Origin of the sequence: Nocardioides sp. NPDC004968 (assembly GCF_040608935.1) — a bacterium.
Taxonomy (GTDB): Bacteria; Actinomycetota; Actinomycetes; order Propionibacteriales; family Nocardioidaceae; genus Nocardioides.
Genome location: NZ_JBEXJF010000003.1, coordinates 341,085 through 365,816, shown reverse-complemented (window position 1 = coordinate 365,816; position 24,732 = coordinate 341,085). Strand labels below are relative to the sequence as shown.

General features: G+C 69.2%; 24 protein-coding genes. 18 read left to right on the top strand and 6 right to left on the bottom strand.

The window, feature by feature from the left end; translation table 11 throughout:
* The first annotated feature begins 9 nt into the window (after positions 1-9).
* The 3 genes from dxr to ispG are packed head-to-tail and all read left to right on the top strand — an operon-like array spanning position 10 to position 3,666.
* Positions 10-1,134, top strand: coding sequence for a 1-deoxy-D-xylulose-5-phosphate reductoisomerase (dxr, locus tag ABZU72_RS06430; RefSeq protein WP_355018030.1), 1,125 nt, complete (start codon positions 10-12; stop codon positions 1,132-1,134).
* Positions 1,131-2,489: a site-2 protease family protein gene (locus ABZU72_RS06425; protein WP_355018029.1), complete on the top strand. Its 1,359-nt coding sequence runs from the start codon at positions 1,131-1,133 to the stop codon at positions 2,487-2,489. Before dxr ends, ABZU72_RS06425 begins: the two co-directional genes overlap by 4 nt.
* 22 nt (positions 2,490-2,511) lie before the next feature.
* On the top strand, positions 2,512-3,666 hold the full coding sequence (gene ispG / locus ABZU72_RS06420; RefSeq protein ID WP_355018028.1) for a flavodoxin-dependent (E)-4-hydroxy-3-methylbut-2-enyl-diphosphate synthase: 1,155 nt from the start codon (positions 2,512-2,514) through the stop codon (positions 3,664-3,666).
* Positions 3,667-3,674: 8 nt separating this feature from the next.
* Here ispG and ABZU72_RS06415 read toward each other — a convergent pair whose 3' ends face one another.
* The 3 genes from ABZU72_RS06415 to ABZU72_RS06405 all read right to left on the bottom strand — a co-directional run bounded on the left by ABZU72_RS06415 (position 3,675) and on the right by ABZU72_RS06405 (position 5,431).
* A complete protein-coding gene (locus ABZU72_RS06415; protein WP_355018027.1) occupies positions 3,675-4,514 on the bottom strand; it encodes a hypothetical protein in 840 nt (279 codons plus the stop codon).
* 351 nt (positions 4,515-4,865) lie between these two features.
* The gene (locus ABZU72_RS06410) at positions 4,866-5,279 is read right to left on the bottom strand and encodes a hypothetical protein (RefSeq protein ID WP_355018026.1); all 414 of its coding nucleotides are present in this window, start codon (positions 5,277-5,279) and stop codon (positions 4,866-4,868) included.
* The gene (locus ABZU72_RS06405; protein ID WP_355018025.1) at positions 5,276-5,431 is read right to left on the bottom strand and encodes a hypothetical protein; all 156 of its coding nucleotides are present in this window, start codon (positions 5,429-5,431) and stop codon (positions 5,276-5,278) included. The genes ABZU72_RS06410 and ABZU72_RS06405 overlap by 4 nt, the downstream gene beginning before the upstream one ends.
* A gap of 221 nt (positions 5,432-5,652) precedes the next feature.
* On the opposite strand from ABZU72_RS06405, the gene ABZU72_RS06400 reads away from it, so the two are divergent.
* The 4 genes from ABZU72_RS06400 to ABZU72_RS06385 all read left to right on the top strand — a co-directional run bounded on the left by ABZU72_RS06400 (position 5,653) and on the right by ABZU72_RS06385 (position 10,099).
* Positions 5,653-7,653, top strand: a complete 2,001-nt coding sequence (locus ABZU72_RS06400; RefSeq protein ID WP_355018024.1) for a hypothetical protein — start codon at positions 5,653-5,655, stop codon at positions 7,651-7,653.
* Positions 7,637-8,419: an SDR family oxidoreductase gene (locus ABZU72_RS06395; protein ID WP_355018023.1), complete on the top strand. Its 783-nt coding sequence runs from the start codon at positions 7,637-7,639 to the stop codon at positions 8,417-8,419. Before ABZU72_RS06400 ends, ABZU72_RS06395 begins: the two co-directional genes overlap by 17 nt.
* A 118-nt stretch (positions 8,420-8,537) precedes the next feature.
* The gene (locus ABZU72_RS06390) at positions 8,538-9,197 is read left to right on the top strand and encodes a hypothetical protein (protein ID WP_355018022.1); all 660 of its coding nucleotides are present in this window, start codon (positions 8,538-8,540) and stop codon (positions 9,195-9,197) included.
* 56 nt (positions 9,198-9,253) lie between these two features.
* On the top strand, positions 9,254-10,099 hold the full coding sequence (locus ABZU72_RS06385) for a GNAT family N-acetyltransferase (protein WP_355018021.1): 846 nt from the start codon (positions 9,254-9,256) through the stop codon (positions 10,097-10,099).
* 12 nt (positions 10,100-10,111) lie between these two features.
* On the opposite strand, the gene ABZU72_RS06380 is transcribed toward ABZU72_RS06385, so the two are convergent.
* The gene (locus ABZU72_RS06380; protein ID WP_355018020.1) at positions 10,112-11,119 is read right to left on the bottom strand and encodes a hypothetical protein; all 1,008 of its coding nucleotides are present in this window, start codon (positions 11,117-11,119) and stop codon (positions 10,112-10,114) included.
* A gap of 89 nt (positions 11,120-11,208) precedes the next feature.
* On the opposite strand from ABZU72_RS06380, the gene ABZU72_RS06375 reads away from it, so the two are divergent.
* From ABZU72_RS06375 to ABZU72_RS06365, 3 genes are all read left to right on the top strand, one after another.
* The gene (locus ABZU72_RS06375; protein ID WP_355018019.1) at positions 11,209-12,969 is read left to right on the top strand and encodes a proline--tRNA ligase; all 1,761 of its coding nucleotides are present in this window, start codon (positions 11,209-11,211) and stop codon (positions 12,967-12,969) included.
* 119 nt (positions 12,970-13,088) lie between these two features.
* Positions 13,089-14,333, top strand: coding sequence for an acetyl-CoA hydrolase/transferase C-terminal domain-containing protein (locus tag ABZU72_RS06370; protein ID WP_355018018.1), 1,245 nt, complete (start codon positions 13,089-13,091; stop codon positions 14,331-14,333).
* Between the two features lie 45 nt (positions 14,334-14,378).
* A complete protein-coding gene (locus tag ABZU72_RS06365) occupies positions 14,379-15,083 on the top strand; it encodes an HAD family hydrolase (protein ID WP_355018017.1) in 705 nt (234 codons plus the stop codon).
* Between the two features lie 215 nt (positions 15,084-15,298).
* Here the strand turns inward: ABZU72_RS06365 and ABZU72_RS06360 are convergent, their stop codons facing one another.
* Both ABZU72_RS06360 and ABZU72_RS06355 read right to left on the bottom strand, forming a co-directional pair.
* Positions 15,299-15,730: a DUF4439 domain-containing protein gene (locus tag ABZU72_RS06360; RefSeq protein WP_355018016.1), complete on the bottom strand. Its 432-nt coding sequence runs from the start codon at positions 15,728-15,730 to the stop codon at positions 15,299-15,301.
* A gap of 76 nt (positions 15,731-15,806) precedes the next feature.
* Positions 15,807-16,244 (bottom strand): hypothetical protein, encoded by a 438-nt coding sequence (locus ABZU72_RS06355; protein ID WP_355018015.1) that lies wholly within the window; start codon positions 16,242-16,244, stop codon positions 15,807-15,809.
* Between the two features lie 178 nt (positions 16,245-16,422).
* On the opposite strand from ABZU72_RS06355, the gene rimP reads away from it, so the two are divergent.
* The 8 genes from rimP to ABZU72_RS06315 all read left to right on the top strand — a co-directional run bounded on the left by rimP (position 16,423) and on the right by ABZU72_RS06315 (position 24,693).
* Positions 16,423-16,905 carry a ribosome maturation factor RimP gene (gene rimP, locus ABZU72_RS06350; protein ID WP_355018014.1) on the top strand — a complete coding sequence of 161 codons (483 nt, stop codon included), beginning with the start codon at positions 16,423-16,425 and terminating at the stop codon, positions 16,903-16,905.
* Positions 16,906-16,908: 3 nt separating this feature from the next.
* Positions 16,909-17,886: a transcription termination factor NusA gene (gene nusA / locus ABZU72_RS06345; protein ID WP_355018013.1), complete on the top strand. Its 978-nt coding sequence runs from the start codon at positions 16,909-16,911 to the stop codon at positions 17,884-17,886.
* A gap of 27 nt (positions 17,887-17,913) precedes the next feature.
* Positions 17,914-18,747 (top strand): alpha/beta fold hydrolase, encoded by an 834-nt coding sequence (locus tag ABZU72_RS06340; RefSeq protein ID WP_355018012.1) that lies wholly within the window; start codon positions 17,914-17,916, stop codon positions 18,745-18,747.
* A 94-nt stretch (positions 18,748-18,841) separates the two neighbouring features.
* On the top strand, positions 18,842-19,204 hold the full coding sequence (locus ABZU72_RS06335) for a YlxR family protein (RefSeq protein ID WP_355018011.1): 363 nt from the start codon (positions 18,842-18,844) through the stop codon (positions 19,202-19,204).
* Between the two features lie 93 nt (positions 19,205-19,297).
* Positions 19,298-22,228: a translation initiation factor IF-2 gene (infB, locus tag ABZU72_RS06330; protein ID WP_355018010.1), complete on the top strand. Its 2,931-nt coding sequence runs from the start codon at positions 19,298-19,300 to the stop codon at positions 22,226-22,228.
* A 78-nt stretch (positions 22,229-22,306) separates the two neighbouring features.
* On the top strand, positions 22,307-22,768 hold the full coding sequence (gene rbfA / locus ABZU72_RS06325) for a 30S ribosome-binding factor RbfA (protein ID WP_355018009.1): 462 nt from the start codon (positions 22,307-22,309) through the stop codon (positions 22,766-22,768).
* Positions 22,765-23,637, top strand: coding sequence for a tRNA pseudouridine(55) synthase TruB (gene truB / locus ABZU72_RS06320; protein WP_355018008.1), 873 nt, complete (start codon positions 22,765-22,767; stop codon positions 23,635-23,637). Before rbfA ends, truB begins: the two co-directional genes overlap by 4 nt.
* A 108-nt stretch (positions 23,638-23,745) precedes the next feature.
* Entirely contained in the window at positions 23,746-24,693 is a 948-nt protein-coding gene (locus tag ABZU72_RS06315) for a bifunctional riboflavin kinase/FAD synthetase (protein WP_355018007.1), read from the top strand.
* Positions 24,694-24,732 lie beyond the last annotated feature (39 nt).

Genomic DNA, 24,732 nt, shown 5'->3' with positions numbered 1-24,732 from the left:
GATGGGTGGGTGAATGAGCAGCGACCACGCGACGTGGTGATCCTCGGCTCGACCGGGTCCATCGGCACGCAGGCCCTCGACCTGGTGCGGGCCAACCCGGACCGGTTCCGGGTCGTGGCGTTGACCGCGGGCGGGGCCAACAAGGAGCTGTTCGAGGCGCAGGTGGCCGAGTTCGCGCCCAAGCTCTCCGGGCTGGGGGAGGAAGCCTCGGTCGAGGCCGCCGCCCAGGCCGCCGACGTGGTGCTCAACGGGATCACCGGCGCCGTCGGTCTCCGCCCGACTTTGGCCGCGCTGGAGGCGGGCAACACGCTCGCCCTGGCCAACAAGGAGTCGCTGATCATCGGCGGCCCGCTGGTCAAGCGGGTGGTCTCGACAAGCTCGACCTCCGGCGGAACGATCGTCCCCGTCGACTCCGAGCACTCCGCGATCGCCCAGAGCCTGCGCGCCGGGCGTGCCGAGGAGGTACGCAAGCTGGTGCTGACCGCGTCCGGTGGCCCGTTCCGCGGCCGCACCCGCGACGAGCTCGCCCAGGTCACCCCGGCGCAGGCGCTCAAGCACCCCAACTTCGCGATGGGGCGGGTGATCACGACCAACTCCGCCACCCTGGTCAACAAGGGTCTCGAGGTCATCGAGGCGCATCTGCTCTTCGACGTACCCTTCGACCGGATCGAGGTCGTCGTCCATCCGCAGCAGTACATCCACTCGATGGTCGAGTTCACCGACGGCGCGGTGGTCGCCCAGCTCGGGCTGCCCACGATGCTGGTGCCGATCTCGATGGGGATGGCCTGGCCCGACCGGGTGCCGGACGCCGAGACGCCGATCGACTGGACCAAGGCCGCCGACTGGCGCTTCGAGCCGCTCGACGACTCCGCTTTTCCTGCGGTACGCCTCGCCCGCGAGGCCGGCACCCGCGGCGGCACCCACCCCGCGGTCTACAACGCTGCCAACGAGGTCTGCGTGGACGCCTTCCACGACGGCCGGATCCCGTTCCCCGGCATCGTGGACACGATTGCGGAGGTGATGGCGCGGCATCACGGCGTACGCTCTGAAAGCACCCTCACCATCGAGGACGTGCTCGCCGCCGACGCCTGGGCGCGCGAGGAGACCACTCGGATCCTGGAGACCCGTCCATGAGCTATTTGCTCTACACCTTGGCCGTGATCGGCTTCATTCTCGCGATCCTGGTCTCGATCGGGCTCCACGAGCTCGGCCACATGATCCCGGCGAAGGCGTTCGGCGGGAAGGTGACCCAGTACTTCATCGGCTTCGGGCCGACGGTGTGGTCCAAGCAGGTCGGCGAGACCGAGTACGGCCTCAAGGCGATCCCGCTCGGTGGCTACGTCAAGATCCTCGGGATGCTGCCGCCCGGTGCCGACCAGCTGGGGGAGCGCACCGAGGACGGTGCGCTCAAGGTGCGCAAGTCCAACACCGGCATGTTCACCCAGCTGATCAGCGACGCGCGCTCGGCCGAGTGGGAGCTGATCCGTCCCGAGGACGAGCCGCGGCTGTTCTACAAGATGTCGTGGTGGAAGAAGGTCATCGTGATGGCCGGCGGGCCCACGGTGAACATCGCGATCGCGTTCTTCGTGCTGTGGGGCGTCTTCGGGATCTACGGGGTCCGCGAGAACGTCGTCGACAAGGGACATCCGGTCGTCTCGAGCCTGCAGGAGTGCCTGCTGACCTGGGAGGACCAGGGCCGCGAGTGCCGCGCGAGCGACAAGCCGACCCCGGCCGCCGACGCCGGACTCAAGCCCGGCGACGAGCTGGTCTCGTTCAACGGCACCGAGCTGACCTCGTGGTCGGTCGCCCAGGAGCTGATCCGCGACAACATGGACGGCGAGGCCACCATCGTGATCGAGCGCGACGGTGAGCGGATGACGCTGCACACCCAGACCGTCGTGCAGGAGCGGGTCAAGGACCTCGACGACACCAGCGCCGACCCGGAGACCGCGAAGGTCGGCTTCTTCGGGATGTCTCCCGAGTCGCACGTGGTCACCACCAAGGAAGGGCCGGTCTATGCGCTGAAGGAGATGGGTGTGATGGCGGAGAACGCCGTCCACTCGCTGCTGAGGCTGCCGGTCAAGGTCTGGCACGTCGCGCTCGCGATCGTCGGTGTCGAGGAGCGCTCGGCCGACAGCCCGGTCAGCATCGTCGGCGGCGGCCGCATCGCCGGTGAGATCGCGGCCCACGAGGGCCTCGACGTCGGCGAGAAGGTCGCCAGCTTCGCGTTCCTGGTCGGTGGGTTCAACCTGTTCATCGGCATCTTCAACTTCGTCCCGCTCCTGCCCCTCGACGGCGGTCACATCGCGACCGCGCTGTGGGAGGGCATACGCCGCGCCTTCGCCAAGGTCTTCCGGCGGCCCGACCCGGGCCATGCCGACCCGGCGAAGCTGCTGCCGGTGGCGTACGTCGTGGCCTCGGCGCTCCTGGTGATGGGTGTTGTCCTGATCGTCGCCGACCTCGTCGTCCCACTTCATCTCCAAGCCTGACCCGCCCGTAAGATTGGTAGACATGACGTCGATCCCCCTCGGTATGCCGGAGGCTCCCGCCCCGGTGCTCGCCCCTCGCCGCAAGACCCGCCAGATCAAGGTCGGGTCGGTGGGCGTGGGCAGCGAGAGCCCCATCTCCGTGCAGTCGATGACGACCACGCTCACCTCCGACGTCAACTCCACGCTGCAGCAGATCGCCGAGCTCACCGCGTCGGGCTGCGACATCGTCCGGGTGGCCTGCCCGAGCCAGGACGACGCCGACGCGCTGCCCGCGATCGCGAAGAAGTCGCAGATCCCGGTGATCGCCGACATCCACTTCCAGCCGAAGTACGTCTTCGCCGCCATCGAGGCCGGCTGCGCGGCGGTCCGGGTCAACCCGGGCAACATCCGCAAGTTCGACGACCAGGTCAAGGAGATCGCTGCGGCCGCGAAGGACCACGGCACCTCGATCCGGATCGGTGTCAACGCCGGCTCGCTCGACAAGCGGCTGCTGGAGAAGTACGGCAAGGCCACCCCCGAGGCGCTGGTCGAGTCGGCGATCTGGGAGGCCTCGCTCTTCGAGGAGCACGGCTTCAACGACTTCAAGATCTCGGTCAAGCACAACGACCCGGTCGTGATGGTGCGCGCCTACGAGCTGCTCGCCGAGGCCGGCGACTGGCCGCTCCACCTCGGCGTCACCGAGGCCGGCCCGGCCTTCCAGGGCACGATCAAGTCCTCGGTCGCCTTCGGCCACCTGCTCAGCCAGGGCATCGGAGACACCATCCGCGTCTCGCTCTCCGCGCCGCCGGTCGAGGAGGTCAAGGTCGGCATCCAGATCCTGGAGTCGCTCAACCTCAAGCCGCGCCGCCTCGAGATCGTCTCCTGCCCGTCCTGCGGCCGCGCCCAGGTGGACGTCTACACGCTCGCCGAGCAGGTCACCGCGGGTCTCGACGGCCTCGAGGTCCCGCTGCGCGTCGCGGTCATGGGCTGCGTCGTCAACGGCCCCGGTGAGGCCCGCGAGGCCGACCTCGGCGTCGCCTCCGGCAACGGCAAGGGCCAGATCTTCGTCAAGGGCGAGGTCATCAAGACCGTCCCCGAGGCCGCCATCGTCGAGACCCTGATCGAGGAGGCGATGAAGATCGCCGAGGGCATGGAGCCTGTCGAGGGCGCTGGCGCGCAGGTCTCGGTCAGCGGCTGATCAACCAGCTAGTCGTACTGATCGAAGGTACGCCGAAGCGCAGCGATCAAGCCGTCGTCGATGACGTACGCCGCGTCGAGACGGACGTCCGCGTCAGCGACGGTGCCGCGTGCGCCGACGTCGGCACGCTCGAAGATGCTGACGCAGCGCCGGGTTGCGAGACCCGCGTGCGTCCGCAGCAGGTTGGCAGTGCGCGGGATCAGCGTGCCCATGACGAGGTCGTCGACGAGCAGTGCCTCGTGCCCCTCGGCGAAGGTGCCCTCTACCGGGAACCCGAAACGTGGCCGACTGAAGGTGCGCACCATCAGGAACACAACGCCGCACAGTTCGGCAACTCTGCTGGTGACCAGTGTGTTGCCCTCCCGCGGGGTGGCGATCACCGTCTTCGCGGCCTCGAGCCGGCCGACCGCGCGCTCGACCTGTCCAGCGAGGAACTGGGCAAGGGTCTCTCGGTTCCGTGGATCGCACGATGCGGTGTGCAGGTCGAGGTAGACCCCGATGGAGGTTTGCTCATGGTGGCCGATCAGGACCGGCTCACGCGCGATGTATACGTGCCTGGATGCGATCTCCCGCACTGCGTCGTCCGTGATCGGGGCCAACGCGGCCAGGGCGATCTCCGGCGCAAGGCGGCCGATCGTGTTCGGGACGGCCGGCGGAGCCGATGCGTGCTCGATGACCGGTGCCGGGGGGCGTGGTCGAGGCTGCTCACCGCGAGTGGCTGCCTCGGCAGCCTCCCAACGTCGGTCCCATTCCTGGGCCCATTCGCCGATCCAAGCTTGGCGCTGTCCGTCGTTCAAGGAAGGCGGTGCGGCGGCACGCACGACGGCACGCAGGAGGTCACGTGGCACGAGGTTCGATTCGGCCGTTGCGGCGTATGCGCGACTGTGGCTGATGTTTGCGCGCTTCGCGATCTGCCCGATCCCTTGGCCTGTCCAGTTCCGCACCCACGTACGTAGGTCCCGGTTGAGAGCGGCGGGGGCGTCGGGCTCCTCAGCCATCTCGTCCTCCCGGTCGGACCTGGTCGGTTCAGTTCCGGTCCTGGATCAGTCCTGCGCGGGTCCTGCTGGAGTCCCACAAATGTATCGCCAGTCTCCGGACAGCGTGTCCGGTTCACTGAAAAGGCCCGGTCCGTTCGGACCGGGCCTTTGCCCTTCTGCTCCGAGACGTCCCCCTGCGTACGTCTCGAAGATCTTGTGGTCTCACCAGTGCATCAGCCTGGAGACCACGCCGAGGAACCCGAGGTGGAGCAGTGCTCCGAGAGGGTCCGTGGTGATCAGGTGGCCCCAGGCGACCGCCGCCTGGCCCATCTGATTTCCGAGAGCCGTGGCGAACCCGTCCAAGCCGCCGTGGGTCCACAGGTGGACGACGACGAACCGGATGCCCGGCACGACCAGGAACAGGACGAGTGCGGCCTTGACCGGCAGGATCCAGGACAGCGAGCCGCTGCCGGTGGAGGTCAGGTTGCCGGTGCGCACCCAGCGAGTGCCGCTGCTGCCGTTGAAGCGGACCTTGGTGCGGCCTGCGGCGGTGGCGACGACGACACCGCGCTTTCCGGAGCGGGTGCCGCCGCGGGCCCGGACGGTTTCGCCGGGGCGCAGGAAGAAGCTGTTCATGACAGCACTCCTTCCGTGAGGACGACGGACACGGACGAGGTGCCGGCGGCTGCCTCGCACTTGGGCGGCTCGGCGCTGAGCAGCTGGTTGAAGCCGAACACGACAAGAAGCGTGACGGCGAAGGTGGCGATGCTGAACTTGTGGTTCCTCATGGTCATCATCTCCTTCAGCGGTGGGGCCCGTAGGTGGGGCCGGCGCTGTCCCGGTGGGGACATCTCCACGGTGGCGGAGGCCACATCCGTCCCACCAGAGGGCGGGTGGGAGTGGGGACGAAGTAAAGACAGTCCCAGGTCAGTTGGGACGTTTCTGGGACAGAATTGGGACGCCTGCGAGATACTCTCAACCGCGAACGCGGGCGACTCGGCGAGGGGCAATGACCGACGAATCTCTCTCACCAGAGCAGTTCAACGGCGAATTGCGCGCCTGGGTCCGGCAGGTGACCGGAAAAGCTGACGGTGGCGCCGGTGTGGCGATGGCCCGGAGCACCTTCTACCGGCGTACGTCCGGCTCGAAGCTGATGCCGCTCGACGAGCTCATCCGCGTGGTCGGCGGGGCGGTGCCACGCACCCTCGACCCGGCCCATCGGGGCGAGTGGATCCGGAAGAACACCGGCATCTGGCAGGCGAAGTGGTGGAAGGCGTACGCCTGGCGTGGCGAGGGCACCGCGGTGCCCGGGCCCGTGCTGGAACCTGCCATACCGGCGGCACCGGCCGCCACCGGCTCGCGGCTGACCTTCCCGCGGGCTCGGGTGGCTGCGCTGGGCGGACTGACGACGGAGCAGCCCACGATCCCGCTCATCGAGGCGCTGGTCCGGTGGCTGGATGACCCCGATTCCAACCTCTTCTTCCTCACCGGCCCCTCCGGCTCGGGAAAGACGGTGGAGACCCGCGAGTGGACCGCCTCGCAGGAGCCGGTGCGCTACATCAGCCTGCGCGACGGCGCGGTCGACTACGGCGCTCTCGTCGACGAGGACCGTTCGCCGATCGTGATCGACGACTTCGACCTGATCTCCTCCAGCGCCGAGGAGCACGGCGTCACCCGCCCCGATCTGAGCGAGCTGCGCTCGGCCTTCGGCCGCGGTGGACGGTTCGTGGTGATCAGCAAGCGCAACCTGCAGACGGAGCGCGACGAGCTCGCCGAACAGCTGCGCAGCCCGGCCCGGCTGGAGGACCTCGGGGTCGAGTCGGCGATGGTCGTACGCGTCGAGCCGATCTCCCCGGTCGAGGTGCGCGCTCTCGGCGAAGAGCGCGGGGGCGATGAGAAGCTGAGCAACCTGGCCGCCGAGATGGAGCGCGGCGGCGGTTTCTTCCCGGCGACGCCGTTGGTCCTCAAGCAGCTCTACGCCTCCATCGAGGAAGGCGCTCCTGCTCCCCGGACGCTGTGGGACGGCTACACCGTCCACCTCAAGCACATCTGCGGGCAGCCCTGGGACCGGAAGAGCTCACGCATCCCCAGCAGGGTGAGGTTCCAGACCTACCGCGACATCGCCTGGGACCTGTTCACAGGGATGGACGAACCGGGCTCGCAGGAGCAGGACCTGATCCCGGTCCCGCGCGTCTCGGAATGGCTCTTCGCCAACCTGCAGCGTGACCTCGACATCACCAGGCAACGTGACTTCCTGACGTACGAATGGATCGCCGACCTGCTCGACCACCCCGAGGTCTTCGGGGTGAGCGGGCGGACCAAGGACTCGGTGGAGTCCGCCGAGTTCGCCCACGAGACCTTCTACCGCTACTTCGTGGCCGAGAGCATCCGCGACCGGCTGCGCGACGGACGCGCGATGGCGCTCGACGGTGCCCGCTTCGTCCACATGCACCTCGGCGGGATGGTGATGAGCTTCCTCAAGGCCGGGTTCCAGCCCGGAGACCTGGATGCCGTGGCCCGGCTGAGCGTACGCGAGAGCCTGTCCTGGATGGACCGGCTGATCTGTCTCTACCTGACCGAGGAGCGCGAGGACTACGGCGATCTCCTCGGCCAGGCGCCGGAGCGCTACTGGGACGAGCTGGAGTTCGTGCTGGAGGCCTTCGAGTCGCTGTTCCTGCGGAAGGCGGCGATGTATCAGTTGATCCTGCGCGGTCGGGTACCGGTCGACGGCTACCTCCAGATCCTCGACCGTGAAGAGGATCCACGGACCGTCGGCCGAGAGCGCGACGCGCTCCGCGTGGACACCGACATCACCGAGGCGCTGGTCCGTAGGCTGGATCACCCGGTGCTCACGCCGGCGATTCCGATAACCGCATATCGGCTCGGGCAAATGGGTGATATCTCTTGCCTGAGCCATCTTGAAGCTCTCACTGGTCTGCCGCCCAGCCACGAGGAAGTGGTGAGGACGGCGATCCAACGGATCAAGGAGCGCCATGAGCACACTGCCTGAGTCGCCGGGCGCACAGCCTCGGCCACCAGTGCTTGTCCTCGGAGCCACCGGCGACCTCGGCAGCGCCGTCACGCGCCGGCTGAACGCCGAAGGCACCCCTGTGATCGTGCACGGCTACAGCCGCACCACCGAGCTCGCCTACCTCGCCGACGAGACCGGTGCGGTCGCGCGGGTGGAGGGTGACCTGACCACCGACGACGGTGTGGACGCCCTGGCCGAGACGCTCGCCGGGTTCGAGACCCTGTCGGGGCTCATCAACTGCTCCGGCATCAACCCCAGCCCCGACACGGTCGCCGAGATCGACCGGTCCGAGTGGCGGCACACCCTCGATCTCAACCTGACCTCGGTGTGGCGCACGGCCTCGCTCGCGCTGCCGAAGCTTCGGGCGGCCAGGTCCGGGGCGGTCGTCCTGGTCAGTTCCGTCTTCGGGATCCGTACGCCGTCACGACGGGCCGCCTACGGCGTGTCCAAGCACGCGCTGACGGGCCTCGCCCAGGCGATCGCGCAGGAGGAGGAGGGCATCGTCCGGGCCAACGTCGTCGCGCCCGGCCCGATGTGGAGCGAGTCGTCGCGGCAGGTCTTCGTCAAGCACGCCCGCAAGGAGGGGGTGACGGTCGATCAGTACATCTCCTACCGGGCCGCGCGCATCCCCGGACACCGGTTCGTCACCGCCGACGCCGTCGCGAAGGTCTGCGTCTTCCTCGCCTCCGACATGGCCAGCGCCATCAACGGCCAGTGTGTCGTCGCAGACGGCGGCGAGTACTGACCCCGCGGCGCGAAATCTGCAATTTACCCGAGATGCAACTGATGCGCCGCCGGGCTGTTTAGGCTTCGCCTAGCGCCTCCACACGTCTTTGTTTCCCCTCTTCAGACTGGCGACAACGTTGACCAATTTCTGGCTTGCCATCGATCACGCAGACGATGCGCTGTTCCGCACCCCGGACTCCTCCGACATCCGGCCCGACATCCTCGATCTGGTGGCCGACACCCCCGGTTGGGGCATCGTCGTGCGTCCCACGCAGGGCCACGGCGACGTACGCCGCGAGCTCGCCTGCGCCGGGCTCCCGGACATCGAGACCGTCGATGAGCTCGTCGTCCCGTCGAGGTCGACGGACGCGGTGAAGGTCGGGTTCGACGACCACCAGACCGAGTGCGCGCGGATGGCCCTCGACATCCTGGAGAGTCTCCCCGGCTATGACCGGGTCTTCCTCGAGCCGTACTGCACGACGCCGGGCTGTCTCGAGGATCTGGCCGCCCTCGCCACGCGGTCACGGTGCGGCGGCATCGTGCTCAAGCTCAAGGTCAACGACGATGGCCTGGAGAGCATCGAGCGTGCCGACCTCGGACGAGCCTCCTGGGTCGCGCGGTCCGACGGGATGGACTGGGACGACTTCAGCGATCGTCTGCCGCGGGTCAAAGCGCTCGGCGCCGGCGGCGTGATGGTGGGCCGGGCGGTCTGGGGAGACACCGGCGAGGCCGGCCAGGACGTACGTCTCAAGACCATCCGCGAGCGAATGCACACGATCGAACGCGTCTTTGGCTGACTCGGTCCGCGAGCCGCAGGGCGACGTACAACCGGATTGGCCCTAGGCTCGGTGACATGCTGACGACGCGCCAGGGGATCCGCCCGCTGCACGCGGGTGATCTCAGCGCGTTCCTCGACCTGACCGCGCAGGATCCGGTGGTCAACGTGTTCGCGGAGTACCGGGCGCGCACCACCAACCTCGAGCCGCGCTGGCTCGGCGGTGAGATCTGGGGCCGATGGGACGGCGGCGACCTGGTTGCGGCCTGTCATGTCGGCGCCAACCTGGTCCCCATCCAGGCCACCGAGGAGGATGCGTACGCCTTCGGCGAGCGGGCCCGCAGCCGGGTCCGCACGGTCTCGACGGTCGTCGGGCGGCAGGCCGCGGTGCGGGCGCTGTGGGGCTCGATCGGCGAGTCCTGGGGCACGCCGCGCGACCAGCGCTGGGAGCAGCCTCATCTCGAGCAGCAGCTGCAGAGTCTCGTCGAGCCGGACCCGTTCGTACGCCGCACCGTCCGCGCCGACATGGACGCCCTCTATCCGGCGTGCGTGGCGATGTACACCGAGGAGGTCGGGATCTCGCCGGAGACCGGCGGCGGCCGCGACCTCTACCGTGCCCGGGTGCTCCAGCTGATCTCGCGCGGGTGGTCCTTCGCCCGGATCGAGGACGACGAGGTCGTCTTCAAGGCCGAGGTCGCCTGCGCGACCCCCGAAGCCGCGCAGATCCAGGGGGTCTGGGTGCCCGAGCACCGCCGCGGCGAGGGCCTCGCCGCCCGCGGGATGGCCGCGGTCTGCGACATCGTCCGCGGCGAGATCGCTCCGCGCGTCTCGCTCTACGTCAACGAGTGGAACGCCCCCGCGCGCCGCGCCTACGAGCGGGCCGGCTTCCTCGAGACAGCCCGCTTCTCCACCATCATGTTCTGATCTGGCTCTGTTCTAGGAGTACGCCCGCCAGGCTCGCTCGCAGTCGGTGGCCTCGCAGCGCACCAGCCAGGGCGTGCCGCTGCTCGGGTGGGACCGCATCAGGATCCGGGTGTTGGTCTCCCAGCCGTACATCCACAGCCCGTTGGGGTTGCGGTAGGTGGTGAGCAACGTGCCGCGGAGGCTGCGGCGGCGGACCACGTCGGCGTGGTTCTCGTGCTCGATCGCGTTGGTCGCGAAGCGGGCGCCGTCGGGTGAGAACGACGCGACCGCCTCCAAGCACCCGCGCCAGAGAGTCGTCGCGGGCGCGGTGACGGTCGAGACCACCGAACAGGCGTCGAGGTTCGACGGGTCCTTCGTGTACGTGGCCAGCCGGTTGATGGCGAAGCTGCCCGCGTACGCCGCCCGGGAGGCGATCGTCTTGACCGTGCTGGCCTTCCAGTCCCACACCAGGGTGCGCGGGGTGCTGTAGGCGCCGAGGAGCACACGGGTGCCGCTCACGTCGATCGGATCGGGCCTGGTGGCTGCCCTGAAGGTGTGGCGGGCGACGACCGCGCCGGTGGTGGCGCTGCGAACCTGGGCCTGGATTCCGCCGCTGCTCAGGGTGGCCGTCTTGAGCAGGTAGCGGCCGTCGGCCGACAGCCTGGCCTTGTCCGCGTAGTACATGTCGGTGAGGGACCTCTGCGCGACATCGAGCTGCACCCGGATGATCCGGTCGATGTTGCGGTTGCGGACCCGCAGCACGAACCCGCTCCCTGAGCGGCCCAGAAGGGCGAACTCGTCGAGGTCGTCGCCGACGAGGGCGACCGGCGTCTTCATGCCGGTCGCCGGGTCGACCACCGAGACCGACTCGGACGACGGACGGTGCAGATAGGGAACGGTCGGGCTGTCGCCGATGGGCAGCGGAAGGGGACGTACGTCGACGGTCGGAGCCGCCGCAGAAGCCGGTGTCGTCAGGGAGACCGGGAGCATGAGAGCAACGAGGATGGCCGTGGCCAGTGCCGGGATTCGGATACGTCTCATGGAGGGACGACGTGTGCGGGAGGGGGTCGGTTGCAACACGCTCCTAACCGGTTCGCGGGAGGGGTGAGGTGCGCCGTACGCTTGCCCGCATGATCGCCCGTATGTCGACCCTGTTCGTGCGGACCCTGCGTGAGGATCCCGCCGACGCCGAGGTCGCGAGCCACAAGCTGCTTGTCCGTGCCGGCTACATCCGCCGCGCCGCTCCGGGGATCTACTCGTGGCTGCCGTTGGGCCTGCGCGTGCTCGGCAAGGTCGAGGGGATCATCCGCGAGGAGATGGCCGCGATCGGCGCCCAGGAGGTGCACTTCCCGGCGCTGCTGCCGCGCGAGCCCTACGAGGCGACCGGCCGCTGGACGGAGTACGGCGACGGCATCTTCCGGCTCAAGGACCGCAAGGAGGCCGACTACCTGCTCGGTCCCACGCACGAGGAGATGTTCACGCTCCTGGTCAAGGACCTCTACGGCTCCTACAAGGACCTGCCGCTGGCCATCTACCAGATCCAGACGAAGTACCGCGACGAGGCGCGTCCCCGCGCGGGGCTGCTGCGCGGCCGCGAGTTCATCATGAAGGACTCCTACTCCTTCGACTACACCGACGAGGGGCTGTCGGCGGCCTACGACGCCCACCGCGCGGCGTACGTCAAGGTCTTCGACCGCCTCGGGTTCGAGTACGTCATCGTCAAGGCCACCTCCGGCGCGATGGGCGGCTCGGCCTCCGAGGAGTTCCTGGCCGTCTCCGAGGCCGGCGAGGACACGTTCGTACGCTCGCCCGGCGGGTACGCCGCCAACGTCGAGGCGGTCACGACGCTGGCCCCCGAGCCGCTCTCCTACGAGGACGTGCCGGCCGCCCACGCCGAGGACACCCCCGAGACCCCGACGATCCAGACGCTCGTCGACCACCTCAATTCCGCATTCCCGCGTGACGACCGCCCCTGGGAGGCCGGCGACACGCTGAAGAACGTGCTGGTGACGCTGCGTCACCCCGACGGCACCGTCGAGCCGCTCGCCATCGGCCTGCCCGGTGACCGCGATGTCGACATCAAGCGCCTCGAGGGCCAGTTGGAGCCGATCGAGGTCGAGCCCATGGACGATGTCGAGCTGAAGAAGCACCCCGAGCTGATCAAGGGATACATCGGTCCCGAGGTGCTGGGGGAGTCGTCCGCATCGGGGATCCGGTATCTCGTGGACCCGCGCGTGGTCACCGGCACCCGCTGGGTGACCGGAGCCAACATCGAGGGCAAGCACGTCATCGATCTGGTCGCCGGCCGGGACTTCACCCCCGACGGCACCATCGAGGCCGCCGAGGTCCGTGAGGGCGACCCGGCTCCCGACGGCTCCGGACCGCTGACGCTTGCCCGCGGGATCGAGATGGGCCACGTCTTCCAGCTCGGCCGCAAGTACGCCGAGGCGCTGGGGCTTCAGGTGCTCGACGAGAACGGCAAGCTCGTCACCGTCACCATGGGCTCCTACGGCATCGGCGTCACCCGCGCCGTGGCCGCCGTCGCCGAGGGCACCCTCGACGACATCGGCCTCGCCTGGCCCCGCAACGTCGCTCCGTACGACATCCACCTCGTCGCGACCGGCAAGGACGCCGCCGTCTTCGAGGCCGCAGCGAAGCTGGCCGGTGAGCTCGAGGCCGCCGGCATCGACGTGCTCTACGACGACCGCCCCAAGGTCTCGCCTGGCGTGAAGTTCAAGGACGCCGAGCTCATCGGCGTCCCGACCATCGTCACCGTCGGCAAGGGCCTGGTCGAGGGCAAGGTCGAGGTCAAGGACCGCAAGAGCGGCGAGAGGACCGAGGTCGCTCTCGACGCCGCCGTCGCCCACCTCACCGAGATCGTCCGCGGCTGACATAACGGGAACTTCTCGGGTGTTTCCTGCGCTTCTCGGGTGTTGCAACGCCTGAGAAGCGCAGGAATACCCGGTTAACCGGGGATTCCAACCGCCGGGAATGCGGCAAGATCGACCCCATGACGGGGGACAGGATTCTTGACCGTACGCTCGCCTGGCGGGTGGCGAGCGCCGCGGAGGCGGCTGCGGGGATCGGGCCGGGGAAGACGGTGGCGTTCTCCGGGTTCGCCGGAAGCGGGCGACCGAAGGCGGTGCCTGAGGCCCTGGGGCTGGTCCGGGAGTGGCCGGAGGGCGTCGACGTACGTCACTCGCGGGTCGCCCAGCACGCGGCCTCCGGGTTCTACGGCGCTCTCGACGTCGCGGTGGTCGAGGTGGCGGCGATCCTGCCCAACGGGCTGCTCGTCCCGGGAAGCAGCGTCGGCAACAACCAGACGTGGCTCGATGTCGCCGACGCCGTGATCCTCGAGGTCAACAGCTGGCATCCGCGCGGGTTCGAGGGCTTCCACGACATCCATCACGGCTCCCAGCTGCCGCCGGCGCGGGCGCCGATCCAGCTGACGACGCCGATGCAGAGGATCGGTGACCCTTTCCTGCTCGTCGATCCGGCCAAGGTCGTCGCCGTAGTCGAGACCGATCGCCCCGACCGAGGCTCACCGCCGCGCGTGATCGACGAGGAGAGCCGGGCGATCGCCGAGCTCGTCGTGGACTTCCTCCGCTATGAGGTACGCCACGGCCGCCTGCACCACAGCCTGCTTCCGCTCCACGCCGGTGCGGGTCCCGTCGCCGACGCGGTTCTCACCGGGCTCCAGGACGCCGAGTTCGAGCACCTGACGGCCTACACCGACACCGTCCGGGACGGTCTCCTCGACCTGCTCGACTCCGGAAAGCTGATCGGAGTCTCGGCTACCTCCTTCGGCCTCTCCGAGGCGGGCGCGCGCCGGTTCAACGACGACGTCCACCACTACAAGGGCCGGGTCCTGCTGCGCACGCAGGACATATCGAACCACCCCGAGGTCATCCGGCGGCTCGGCCTCATCGCGATCGACTCGATGGCCGAGGCCGACATCCACGGCAACGTGAACGCCCTCGGTGGCTCGGGTGACTTCGCGAGCAACGCCCATCTCAACGTCTTCGCCGCCCCCTCCACCGCCGAGCGAGGCACCATCTCGCGCATCGTGCCGTTCGTCGGCCACGTCGACCACACCGCGCACGATGTGCAGGTCATCATCACCGAGCAGGGCGTGGCCGACCTGCGCGGCATCTCTCCCGCAGCCCGCGCTCGGCGGATCATCGACCGCTGCGCACATCCCGACTTCCGCGCGCAGCTCACCGACCTGGTCGACTCGGCGCAGCTGACCCGCTGAAAATCACGATGAGTCGGCGGGTGTCGCACCGCTAGGGTCGTGGCCATGGCGATCGACGCGGTGATCTTCGACTGGGGCGGCACGCTGACGAAGTGGCACGACATCGACTTCCACGCGGAGTCGCTGGCGCTCGCGCAGGCGGTGAGCGGTGCCTGCGACGACGACCACCCGGTCAACGCGACCAGGCTCCACCAGGCCGGCGAGACGATCTGGGCCCGCAGCCGCGACCACCAGCAGAGCTCGGCGATCGGCGACCTCTTCGACGAGGCCGGCCTCGAGCACGACCCGGACCTGCTCGACGCCTACTACGAGTTCTGGGAGCCGCACACCCTGACCGACCCCGAGGTCGGGCCGCTGTGGGAGGCGCTCCGCGCCGACGGCGTACGTGTCGGGGTGCTGTCCAACACGATCTGGCCGCGTGCGTGGCACCGCGGGTTCTTCGAGCGCGACGGGGTGCTCGACCTTCTCGACGGAGACGTCTACACCTCCGAGGTTCCCTGGACGAAGCCTGCCGCGGAGGCGTTCCACGCGGCGATGGAGGCCGTGAAGGTCTCGGATCCGTCTCGATGCGTGTACGTGGGCGACAGGCTCTTCGACGATGTGTACGGTGCTCAGAAGGCCGGTCTGCGGGCGATCCACATCCCGCACAGCAACATCCCGAGCAGCCAGGTGGGCCACAGCGAGGGCTCTCCGGAGGCCGTCGCACAACGACTGAGCGACATACACCAGATCGTTCGCTCCTGGGAATGACGCCGGGAAAAGTTGCAAGTTCTTGCAATGCGCTTTTGCGGGTCTGGGCCATTCTGAGCGGGGATTGCATACTTCTGCAAGAGAGGTTCAGCCCCAGGCGACTTCTCAGGCCTCGTGTCCAGGCCAAAACCTGGCCCGCGAGCCGCCCGGTCTCGGGAGACATCTCGGGAGTCTCCCGCGCCGGACGGTTCGCGGGCCATCTCGGCTTTTAGGGATCAGGTACCCGGGAACGCGCGCGGTTTCGCGCCCAGATCGAGCTGCCGCGCGGCCGCCCGGCAGAGCAGTTGGATGAGCAGCGTCCGGTCGGTGCCGGTCGCCTTCGGGGCCAACGAGAGATAGGTCGCGGTGGTGTCCTGCTCCAGCCGCAGCGCCGCGGCGCCGATGCCCGTCTCCGACCCGATCCGGCCGGGCAGGTCGTAGACGGCGGAGGGCGCGACCGGCTCGATCCCGGCGGCCACCACGTGCGCGGCCAGCGCCTCCCGGGCGTTCACGTGGTCGTCGTACGCATCGGTGAGCGCCCGCGCCAGAGCCGGCGAGGACGCCGCCGAGGTGCGCCCGCCCAGGGCGCCCAGGACATAGATCGCGGAGTGCTCGACCGCGAGCGCCGCCTGGACCGCTTCGGTCGAGGCCGAGGTCGCGGTCGTCATGCCGCCGCCTCCGTCGAGGAAGGGAGAGCATACGGAGTCGGCGGCCTGACCTCTGATGTCGCTCGCTGGCGCTCGCTCATGCGAGACCTCGTCCGTGCAGGAGCTGCTGCTGGCCGGCGGCGGCCGAGGCGAGCAGCGTGATCAGCTGCGGGTCCGCCGCGCGCCCGGCCGCGGCGGTGAGCGTCGTGACCAGGGCGAGCTGACGCTCCTGCCAGCGCCCGGCCGTCCGCGCCGCGGTCACGCCCTTGGTCGGCGCCAGCGCCTCGATGTGCACGCGATGGAGCTGCACGAACGCGGACGGGGCGCCTTCGTCGGCTCCGAGGATCTCAGCGACCGTGGCGTCGATCACACTCTGGTCGGGGTTGGTGGGGGCCGGGGGAGTGCTCGGTGGAGGGGCTTTGACAGGATCCAGCATCTCCGAGGCCGAACACGCCGAGGCGGCCAGCGGGGCAACCACGGCGACACCCACAGCGGTGCGCCGCGAGAGCATCCGGAGGGCACGTGCGCTGGTCACGTGAGGAACCCTAACCACACCCGGCGAGAGTCGCGTCAGCGGCTTTCCAACACAGCCGCGCGCTGTTCGAGACGCCCGAGGCGTACAGGTATGGTTTCATCAGCGGGGCCGTGTGCTCGGAGGCCCAAACAATTGGACCAGCCAACAGGACCGGACAACAGGATGCAGGGAGATCGCGTTGAGTGCTGAGCGGAAGGACGCGATCGCGAGTGCCATCGAAAAGGCCCTCGCAGACCCGCTTCAGGCCCTGGGCTTCGACATCGAGGCCGTGGAGATCACGCCGGCCGGCAAGCGCCGGATCCTGCGGATCGCCGTCGACAAGGACGGTGGGATCACCCATGAGGAGGTCACCGAGGCAACCCGTGAGGTCAACCGGGTCCTGGACGAGTCCGACGTCATGGGCGAGCAGCCCTACACGCTCGAGGTGACCTCTCCCGGGGTCGACCGGCCGCTGACCCTGCCGCGCCACTGGCGCCGCAACAAGGGTCGCCTGGTCAAGGTCACCACCGCCGACGGCTCCGCGTTCACCGGGCGGGTCAAGGAGTCCGACGAGGAGCGCGCGAGCCTCGAGGTGAGCGGCAAGCGCCGCGATGTGGCGTACGCGGACGTGAAGAAGGCGCTTGTGCAGATCGAGTTCAAGCGGATCGACGAGGGGGAGTAGGCCATGGACATCGATATGAGCATCCTGCGGATGCTGGAGCGGGAGCGGGAGATCTCGCTCGATGTGCTCGTCGAGGCGATCGAGCAGGGGCTGTTGACCGCCTACCACAAGACCGGCGACTCCCAGACCAAGGCGCGGGTCGACCTGGACCGCAAGACCGGGCACGTGCGCGTGCTGGCCGCCGAGATCGACGACGAGGGCAACGTCGTCGGGGAGTACGACGACACGCCCGAGGGCTTCGGCCGGATCGCCGCCACCACCGCCAAGCAGATCGTGCTGCAGCGGCTCCGCGACGCCGAGGACGACGTGAAGTTCGGCGAGTTCTCCGGTAAGGAGGGCGACATCCTCTCCGGCGTCATCCAGCAGGGCCGCAACCCCGACGACGTTCTCGTCGACCTGGGCCGGCTCGAGGGCGTCATCCCGCTCTCCGAGCGCGTGCCGGGCGAGGACTACAGCCACGGCACCCGGATCAAGGCTCTCGTGGTCAGCGTGCGCAAGGGCATGCGCGGCCCGCAGATCACCCTCTCGCGCTCCCACCCCAACCTGGTCAAGAAGCTCTTCTCCTTCGAGGTTCCAGAGATCGCCGATGGCACCGTGGAGATCTCCGCGATCGCCCGCGAGGCCGGCCACCGCACCAAGATCGCGGTCAAGTCGACCGTCCCCGGCGTGAACGCCAAGGGCGCCTGCATCGGCCCCATGGGCCAGCGGGTCCGCCAGGTCATGTCCGAGCTGCAGGGCGAGAAGATCGACATCGTCGACTGGTCCGAGGACCCGAAGGTGCTCGTCGCGTCCGCGCTCTCGCCGGCCCGGGTCTCCTCGGTGCAGATCATCGACGAGGCGACCAAGTCGGCCCGTGTCGTGGTGCCCGACTACCAGCTCTCCCTGGCCATCGGCAAGGAGGGGCAGAACGCCCGCCTGGCCGCCCGCCTGACCGGCTGGCGCATCGACATCCGCTCCGACGAGGAGACCCCGGTCGCATGACCATCACGGCTCGCTAGCCTGTGCGGCATGGCGAGCGTGCGTGAGACCACTCTGACCGGCTCCGAGGGCGTCCTGCTGGAGCCGGAAGGGGCCACCACCGGCGTACTCGTGCTGTCGGGGTCGTCGGGGCGGATCGAGACCGACCGGTGCCGGATGCTCGCCTCGCACGGGGTGGCTGCGGCGTCGATCCGCTACTTCGGCGGTCCCGGACAGCCGGGCGAGGCTCGGTTGATACCGCTCGAGACGTTCGACGACGTCCTCGCCGACCTCCTCTCCCGCTATCAGCGGCTGGTGGTGCTCGGGACGTCCTGGGGGGCCCAGGCCGCGCTTCTGCTCGGCACCCTGCATCCCGAGATCGACGCGGTGGTCGGGATCTCCCCGACGTACGTCTCCTGGGCGGGCCTCAGCGACGAGCGCCCGCAGCGGTCCTCGTGGACGCTGCGCGGCGAGCAGGTGCCGTTCGTGCCGTTCGACGACGAGGCGGTCGAGGACGCGGTGAAGGAGGCAGGCGGGGAGCTCCCGTCGTTCTGCGAGGCGTATCTCTCGGCCCTGGAGAAGTACGCCGACCGTGTGCCCGCCGCGACCATCCCCGTCGAGCGCATCGCCGGTGATGTCGTCCTGGTCGCCGGGGGAGGCGACGAGCTGTGGCCCTCGGTCCTCGCCGCCGAGGCGGTCCGGCGGCGGCGTACGGCCCACGACCTGGAGACGGTCGTGGTCACCCATCCCGACGCCGGCCACCGCGTCGTGCTGCCCGGCGAGCCGGTGCTCCCGCTCAGCCAGCGGCTCGCGTGGGGTGGTTCGGAGACGGCCGACCGCGAGCTCGGCCTGCGGGCCTGGCCGGAGATCGCCGCGGTCTTGTGATCGCCGCCATGTGGTGAGGACGGGTCACGGAATAAGAACGACCTGTGCCCCGGTTTCGTCTACCGAACCCCGGAAGCGGTAGTGTTAAGGATCGGTGGCACGCCTCGAAGAAACTACGCAGAACGGACCTGTCCGTACGTGCGTGGGTTGCCGGAAGCGAGCCGCCAAGCGCGAGTTGTTGCGGGTGACCGCCGGCTCGGACCGCAACGGCCAGCTGGCCGTGGTGCCCGATCCGACAGCCACCGCACCCGGGCGAGGGGCGCATGTGCACCCCACGCGTGAGTGTTACGAACTCGCGGTGCGCCGGAAGGCGTTCACCCGGGCCCTGTTCCCGAAAGGCAGGGGGGCCGAGGGCGGGCTTTCCAGCGCACCGGTGGAGGACTACCTCGACACGCGCCACACATCCACGACCGTCGCCGACGGTCAACTGACCAGGAACTGGAGCAAAAGCTCATGAGCACTCGATGAGTACTTCGCGATGAGCGTGTTCTACAACCATTAGTGGTCACAGTTTCAACCCGGATTTGGGTCTGTGGCCAGAAGGAGAAACGTGGCTAAGACCCGAGTCCACGAACTCGCCAAAGAGTTCGGAGTCGAGAGCAAGTTCGTTCTCGAGAAGTTCAAGGAGATGGGTGAGTTCGTCAAGTCGGCGAGCTCGACCGTCGAGCTCCCTGCGGAGATGCGTTTCCGCAAGGAGATCGGCCCCGGCCTGAAGGCCGGCGGCAAGGGTGGTTCCGCGTCTTCGGACGAGAAGGCCGCCCCCAAGCCCGGCCCCAAGCCGGCAGCTCCCAGGCCCGCGGCCCCCAAGAAGGCTGCGGAGACGGCGCCCGAGAAGCCTGTTGAGGCGCCCGCGGCGTCCAAGTCGGCTGCGCCCAAGCCCGGCCCGAAGCCCCCGGCCAAGAAGGCCGAGGCTCCGCCGGTCGCCCCCGCGGCGTCCGCTGCTCCGGCCGCTCCCAAGCCCGCCCCGAACGCTGCGCCGTCCGGTGACCGCCGCTCGGCCGCTCCCAAGCCGGGTGCGCCCCGGCCTGGTGCCCCGAAGCCCGGCGCCCGTCCGCAGACCCCCGCGGCTCGCGGTGGCGCGGGTGGCACCGGTGGTGCCGGTCGTCCCGGACCGCGTCCGGTCGGCAAGCCCGGCGCTCCGCGCCCGGGCAACAACCCGTTCTCCTCCAACCAGGGCATGGGGCGTCCGCGTCCCGGCGGCCAGGGTGGAGGCCAGGGTCAAGGTGGCCAGGGCGGTGCCCCGGCCGGCGGCGACCAGCGTCCGCCGCGTCCTGCTGCTGCCCGTGAGGGTGGCCAGGCAGGTGGCCGTCCCGGCATGCCGCGTCCCAACCCGGCGATGATGCCGAAGTCCCCGGCCGCGTTCGGTGCCCGTCCTGGTGGCGGTCCCGGTGGTCGTGCCGGTGCTCCGGGTCGTCCCGGTGGCGGCGGTGGTCGTGCTGGTGCTCCGGGTCGTCCCGGTGGCGGCGGCGGTGCCGGTCGTCCTGGTGGCGGCGGCTTCGGCGGCGGTCCCGGTGGCGGTCGCCCCGGTGCCGGTCGTCCCGGTGGTCGCGGAACGACCCAGGGTGCCTTCGGTCGCCCGGGTGGTCCCTCGCGCCGTGGCCGGAAGTCGAAGCGGGCGCGTCGCCAGGAGTTCGAGGCCATGGAGGCCCCGACCATCGGCGGCATCCGCGTACGCAAGGGCAACGGCGAGACCGTGCGTCTCGCCCGTGGCGCCTCGCTGACCGACTTCGCCGAGAAGATCAACGTCGACCCGGCTCAGCTGGTGCAGATGCTGTTCGGCCTCGGTGAGATGGTCACCGCGACCGAGTCCGTCAACGACGAGACCCTCGAGCTGCTCGGTGAGGAGCTCAACTACATCGTCCAGGTCGTCTCCCCCGAGGACGAGGACCGCGAGCTGCTGGAGTCCTTCGACATCGAGCTCGGCGACGAGGGCGACGAGTCCGACTGGACGGTCCGACCGCCGGTCGTCACCGTCATGGGTCACGTCGACCACGGTAAGACCAAGCTGCTCGACGCCATCCGTGACGCCAACGTCATCGAGGGCGAGGCCGGTGGCATCACCCAGCACATCGGTGCCTACCAGGTATCGACCGAGGTCGACGGCCAAGAGCGAAAGATCACCTTCATCGACACCCCGGGTCACGAGGCGTTCACCGCCATGCGTGCCCGTGGCTCGCAGTCCTCGGACCTCGCGGTCCTCGTGGTCGCTGCCGATGACGGTGTGATGCCGCAGACGATCGAGGCGCTCAACCACGCCAAGGCGGCTGGTGTCCCGATCGTGGTCGCGATCAACAAGATCGACAAGCCGGAGGCGGACCCGACCAAGATCCGTGGCCAGCTGACCGAATACGGCGTCATCCCCGAGGAGTACGGCGGCGACACCATGTTCGTCGAGATCTCGGCCAAGTCGCGGATCAACATCGAGGGCCTTCTCGAGGCCGTCGTGCTGACCGCCGACGCCTCGCTCGACCTGCAGGCCAACGCCAGCCAGGACGCGCAGGGCATCGTGATCGAGGCTCACCTCGACCGCGGTCGCGGCCCCGTCGCGACCATCCTGGTCCAGCGCGGCACGCTGCGCGTCGGCGAGTCCATCGTCGCCGGCCCGGCCCACGGCCGTGTCCGCGCGATGATCGACGAGTACGGCCACGAGATCACCGAGGCGACCCCGTCGCGTCCGGCGATGGTCCTGGGTCTCTCGGCGGTGCCGGGTGCCGGTCAGAGCTTCCTGGTCGTCGAGGACGACCGGATGGCTCGCCAGATCGCCGAGAAGCGCGAGGCACGCGAGCGTGCCGCGCAGCAGGCCAAGCGCCGCGTACGCCGCACGCTGGAGGACTTCATGGCCTCCATGGAGAAGGGCGAGAGCCAGGAGCTCAACCTCATCCTCAAGGGCGACGTGTCCGGTTCGGTCGAGGCGCTCGAGGACGCACTGGCCAAGATCGACGTGGGTGGCGACGAGGTCTCCATCCGGGTCATCGACCGCGGTGTCGGTGCGATCACCGAGACCAACGTCGACCTGGCTGCTGCCTCCGACGCGATCATCATCGGCTTCAACGTCCGCCCGCAGGGCAAGGCGACGGAGCTGGCCGATCGCGAGGGTGTCGAGATCCGCTACTACTCGGTCATCTACCAGGCGATCGAGGAGATCGAGGCGGCCCTCAAGGGCATGCTCAAGCCGGAGTACGAGGAGAAGGTCCTCGGCAAGGCGGAGATCCGTGCGATCTTCCGCTCGTCGAAGACCGGAAACATCGCCGGTTGTATGGTCACCGAGGGCCTCATCCGCCGCAACGCCAAGGTTCGCGTCCTGCGCGACGGCGCCGTGGCGGCCGACAACCTCGACCTGGCCTCGCTGCGCCGCGAGAAGGACGACGCCTCCGAGGTCCGCGAGGGCTTCGAGTGCGGTCTGGTCCTGAAGAACTTCCAGGACATCAAGGAAGGCGACATCATCGAAGCCTTCGAGATGGTGGAGATTCCCCGAGGCTGAAGATGAGCCTCTGACGTTGGCCGGGTCGCAGTCGCGGCCCGGCCAACGTCTCGATTTGCTTCGATTATTTGAGAGAGTGTGAACATGAGTAGCCCACGGGTTCGTCGGATCGCTGACCGGATCAAGGTCGTTGTCGCTCAGATGCTGGAGCGGCGGATCAAGGATCCCCGGATCGGCTTCGTCACCATCACCGATGTGCGGGTGACCGGCGACAGCCAGAACGCGACGATCTTCTACACAGTGCTGGGAGCAGACTCGGAGGCCGAGCTCGCTGGTACGGCGGCGGCGCTGGAGTCGGCCAAGGGGCTGATCCGCTCCGAGGTCGCCAAGCAGCTCGGCACCCGCACCGCGCCGACGCTGGAGTTCATCCACGACGCGCTGCCGGAGACCGCCCGCCACCTCGACGACGTGCTCGCGCGCGCCAAGGCACAGGACGACGCGGTCGCCGCTGCGCGTGGGGAGACCTACGCAGGTGAGGCCGACCCCTACAAGAAGCCGCGCGAGGACGACGATGTGTGGGACGAGGACGACGAGGAGTGACTGCTCCGTCAGGTCTCGTCATCGTCGACAAGCCTGCCGGGGTCACCTCCCACGACGTCGTCGCGCGCGTACGGCGGCTGGCCGGCACCCGCAAGGTCGGGCATGCCGGCACCCTGGATCCGATGGCCACCGGCGTACTCGTTCTGGGGGTGGAGCGCGCCACCCGACTCCTCGGCCACCTGATGCTGACCGAGAAGTCCTACTCGGCGACGGTGCGGCTGGGCGTCTCGACGACCACGGATGACGCCGAGGGCGAGGTAGTGGAGACGCGCTCTGCCGCGGGCTTCGACGAGGAGCGCATACGCAGCACCTTCGCCACCCAGGTCGGCGACATCCTCCAGGTGCCGACCGCGGTCTCGGCGATCAAGGTCGACGGGAAGCGCGCCTACCAGCGCGTACGCGACGGGGAGCAGGTCGAGCTGAAGGCCCGGCCGGTCACGGTGCACGAGCTCACCGTCGGCGAGATCCGCAGCGAGGGCGACGTGGTCGACGTCGACATCTCCGTCCGCTGCTCCTCGGGCACCTACATCCGGGCGATCGCCCGCGACGTCGGTGCGGAGCTCGGGGTCGGCGGCCACCTGACGATGCTGCGCCGCACCGCGGTCGGGCCCTACGGTCTCGACGTCGCCAAGACGCTCGACGAGCTCAGCGACGAGTTCGCCGCGCTCCCCTTGGCAGAGGCTGCCCGCGCCGCGTTCGCCCCCTACGACCTCTCCGAGGAGCAGGCGCAGGACGTCCGCTTCGGCCGGAAGCTGAAGATCACCGTCGACGGGCTCACCGCCGTCTTCGCCCCCGACGGCGAGTTCCTCGCGCTCTACGAGCCGGTCGGACCCGAGACCGCCAAGGCGACCGCCGTCTTCGTCGGCTGACGTCTCGGCCCGCAGGGGCGACGGCTCGGCGCGGTGGAACGCGTTCTGCTTGGTTTGTCAGGTGGCCCGGATCCCGGGAAGGGGACCGAGGGTGGATATTCTGGCGACGTGTTCTGGAGAAGTCTGAGCGAGGTGCCCGCCGACCTCGGCCGCACCTGTGTCGTGGTCGGCAACTTCGACGGCGTCCATCTCGGGCACCAGCATGTGCTGCGCCGGGGGCGCGAGGTGGCGGACGCCAAGGAGCTCACCCTGGTGGCGGTCACCTTCGACCCGCACCCGATGGCGGTGCTGCGCCCCGAGCACGCCCCCGGTGTGCTCACCAGGATGGAGGAGCGCGCCGAGCTCCTGCTCGCGGCCGGTGCCGATGCGGTGCTCGCGCTGCCGTTCGACATGGAGATGGCCAACTGGTCACCCGACGACTTCGCCCAGCGCGTGCTTGTCGACGCGCTGCACGCAGAGGCGTGCGTGGTCGGCGCCAACTTCCGCTACGGCTGCAAGGCCGCCGGCGACGTGGCCGACCTGGTCGCCTACGGCAAGATCCACGACTTCTCCGCCGAGGGGATCCCGCTCGACGGCGGGCCCCAGGTGTGGTCCTCGACCTACATCCGTACGTGTCTGGCGACCGGTGACGTCTCCGGCGCCGCCGAGGCGCTGGGCCGTCCCTACTCGGTGCGCGGCGTCGTCGTGAAGGGCGACCAGCGTGGCCGCGAGCTCGGGTTCCCGACGGCCAACGTGCCCACCGACTCGCTGACCGCGGTGCCGCCCGACGGCATCTACGCGGGCTGGCTGACGAGGCGTGACACCGGCGAGCGGTTCCCGGCCGCCATCTCGGTCGGCACGAACCCCACGTTCGAGGGCGTGGTCGGGCGCCGGGTCGAGTCCTATGTGCTCGACCGCGACGACCTGGAGCTCTACGGCGTCGAGGTCGAGGTCGCCTTCGTGGAACGGCTGCGCGGCATGGTCGCCTTCGAGGGGATCGACGCGCTCGTCGAGCAGATGCGCGCCGACGTGGTGCGGGCGCGACCCATCCTTCAGCAGGGTCTTACCGAGCCGTAGACCCCGCGGCCTGTTCAGCAGGGTCCAGGTGCGGTTGAA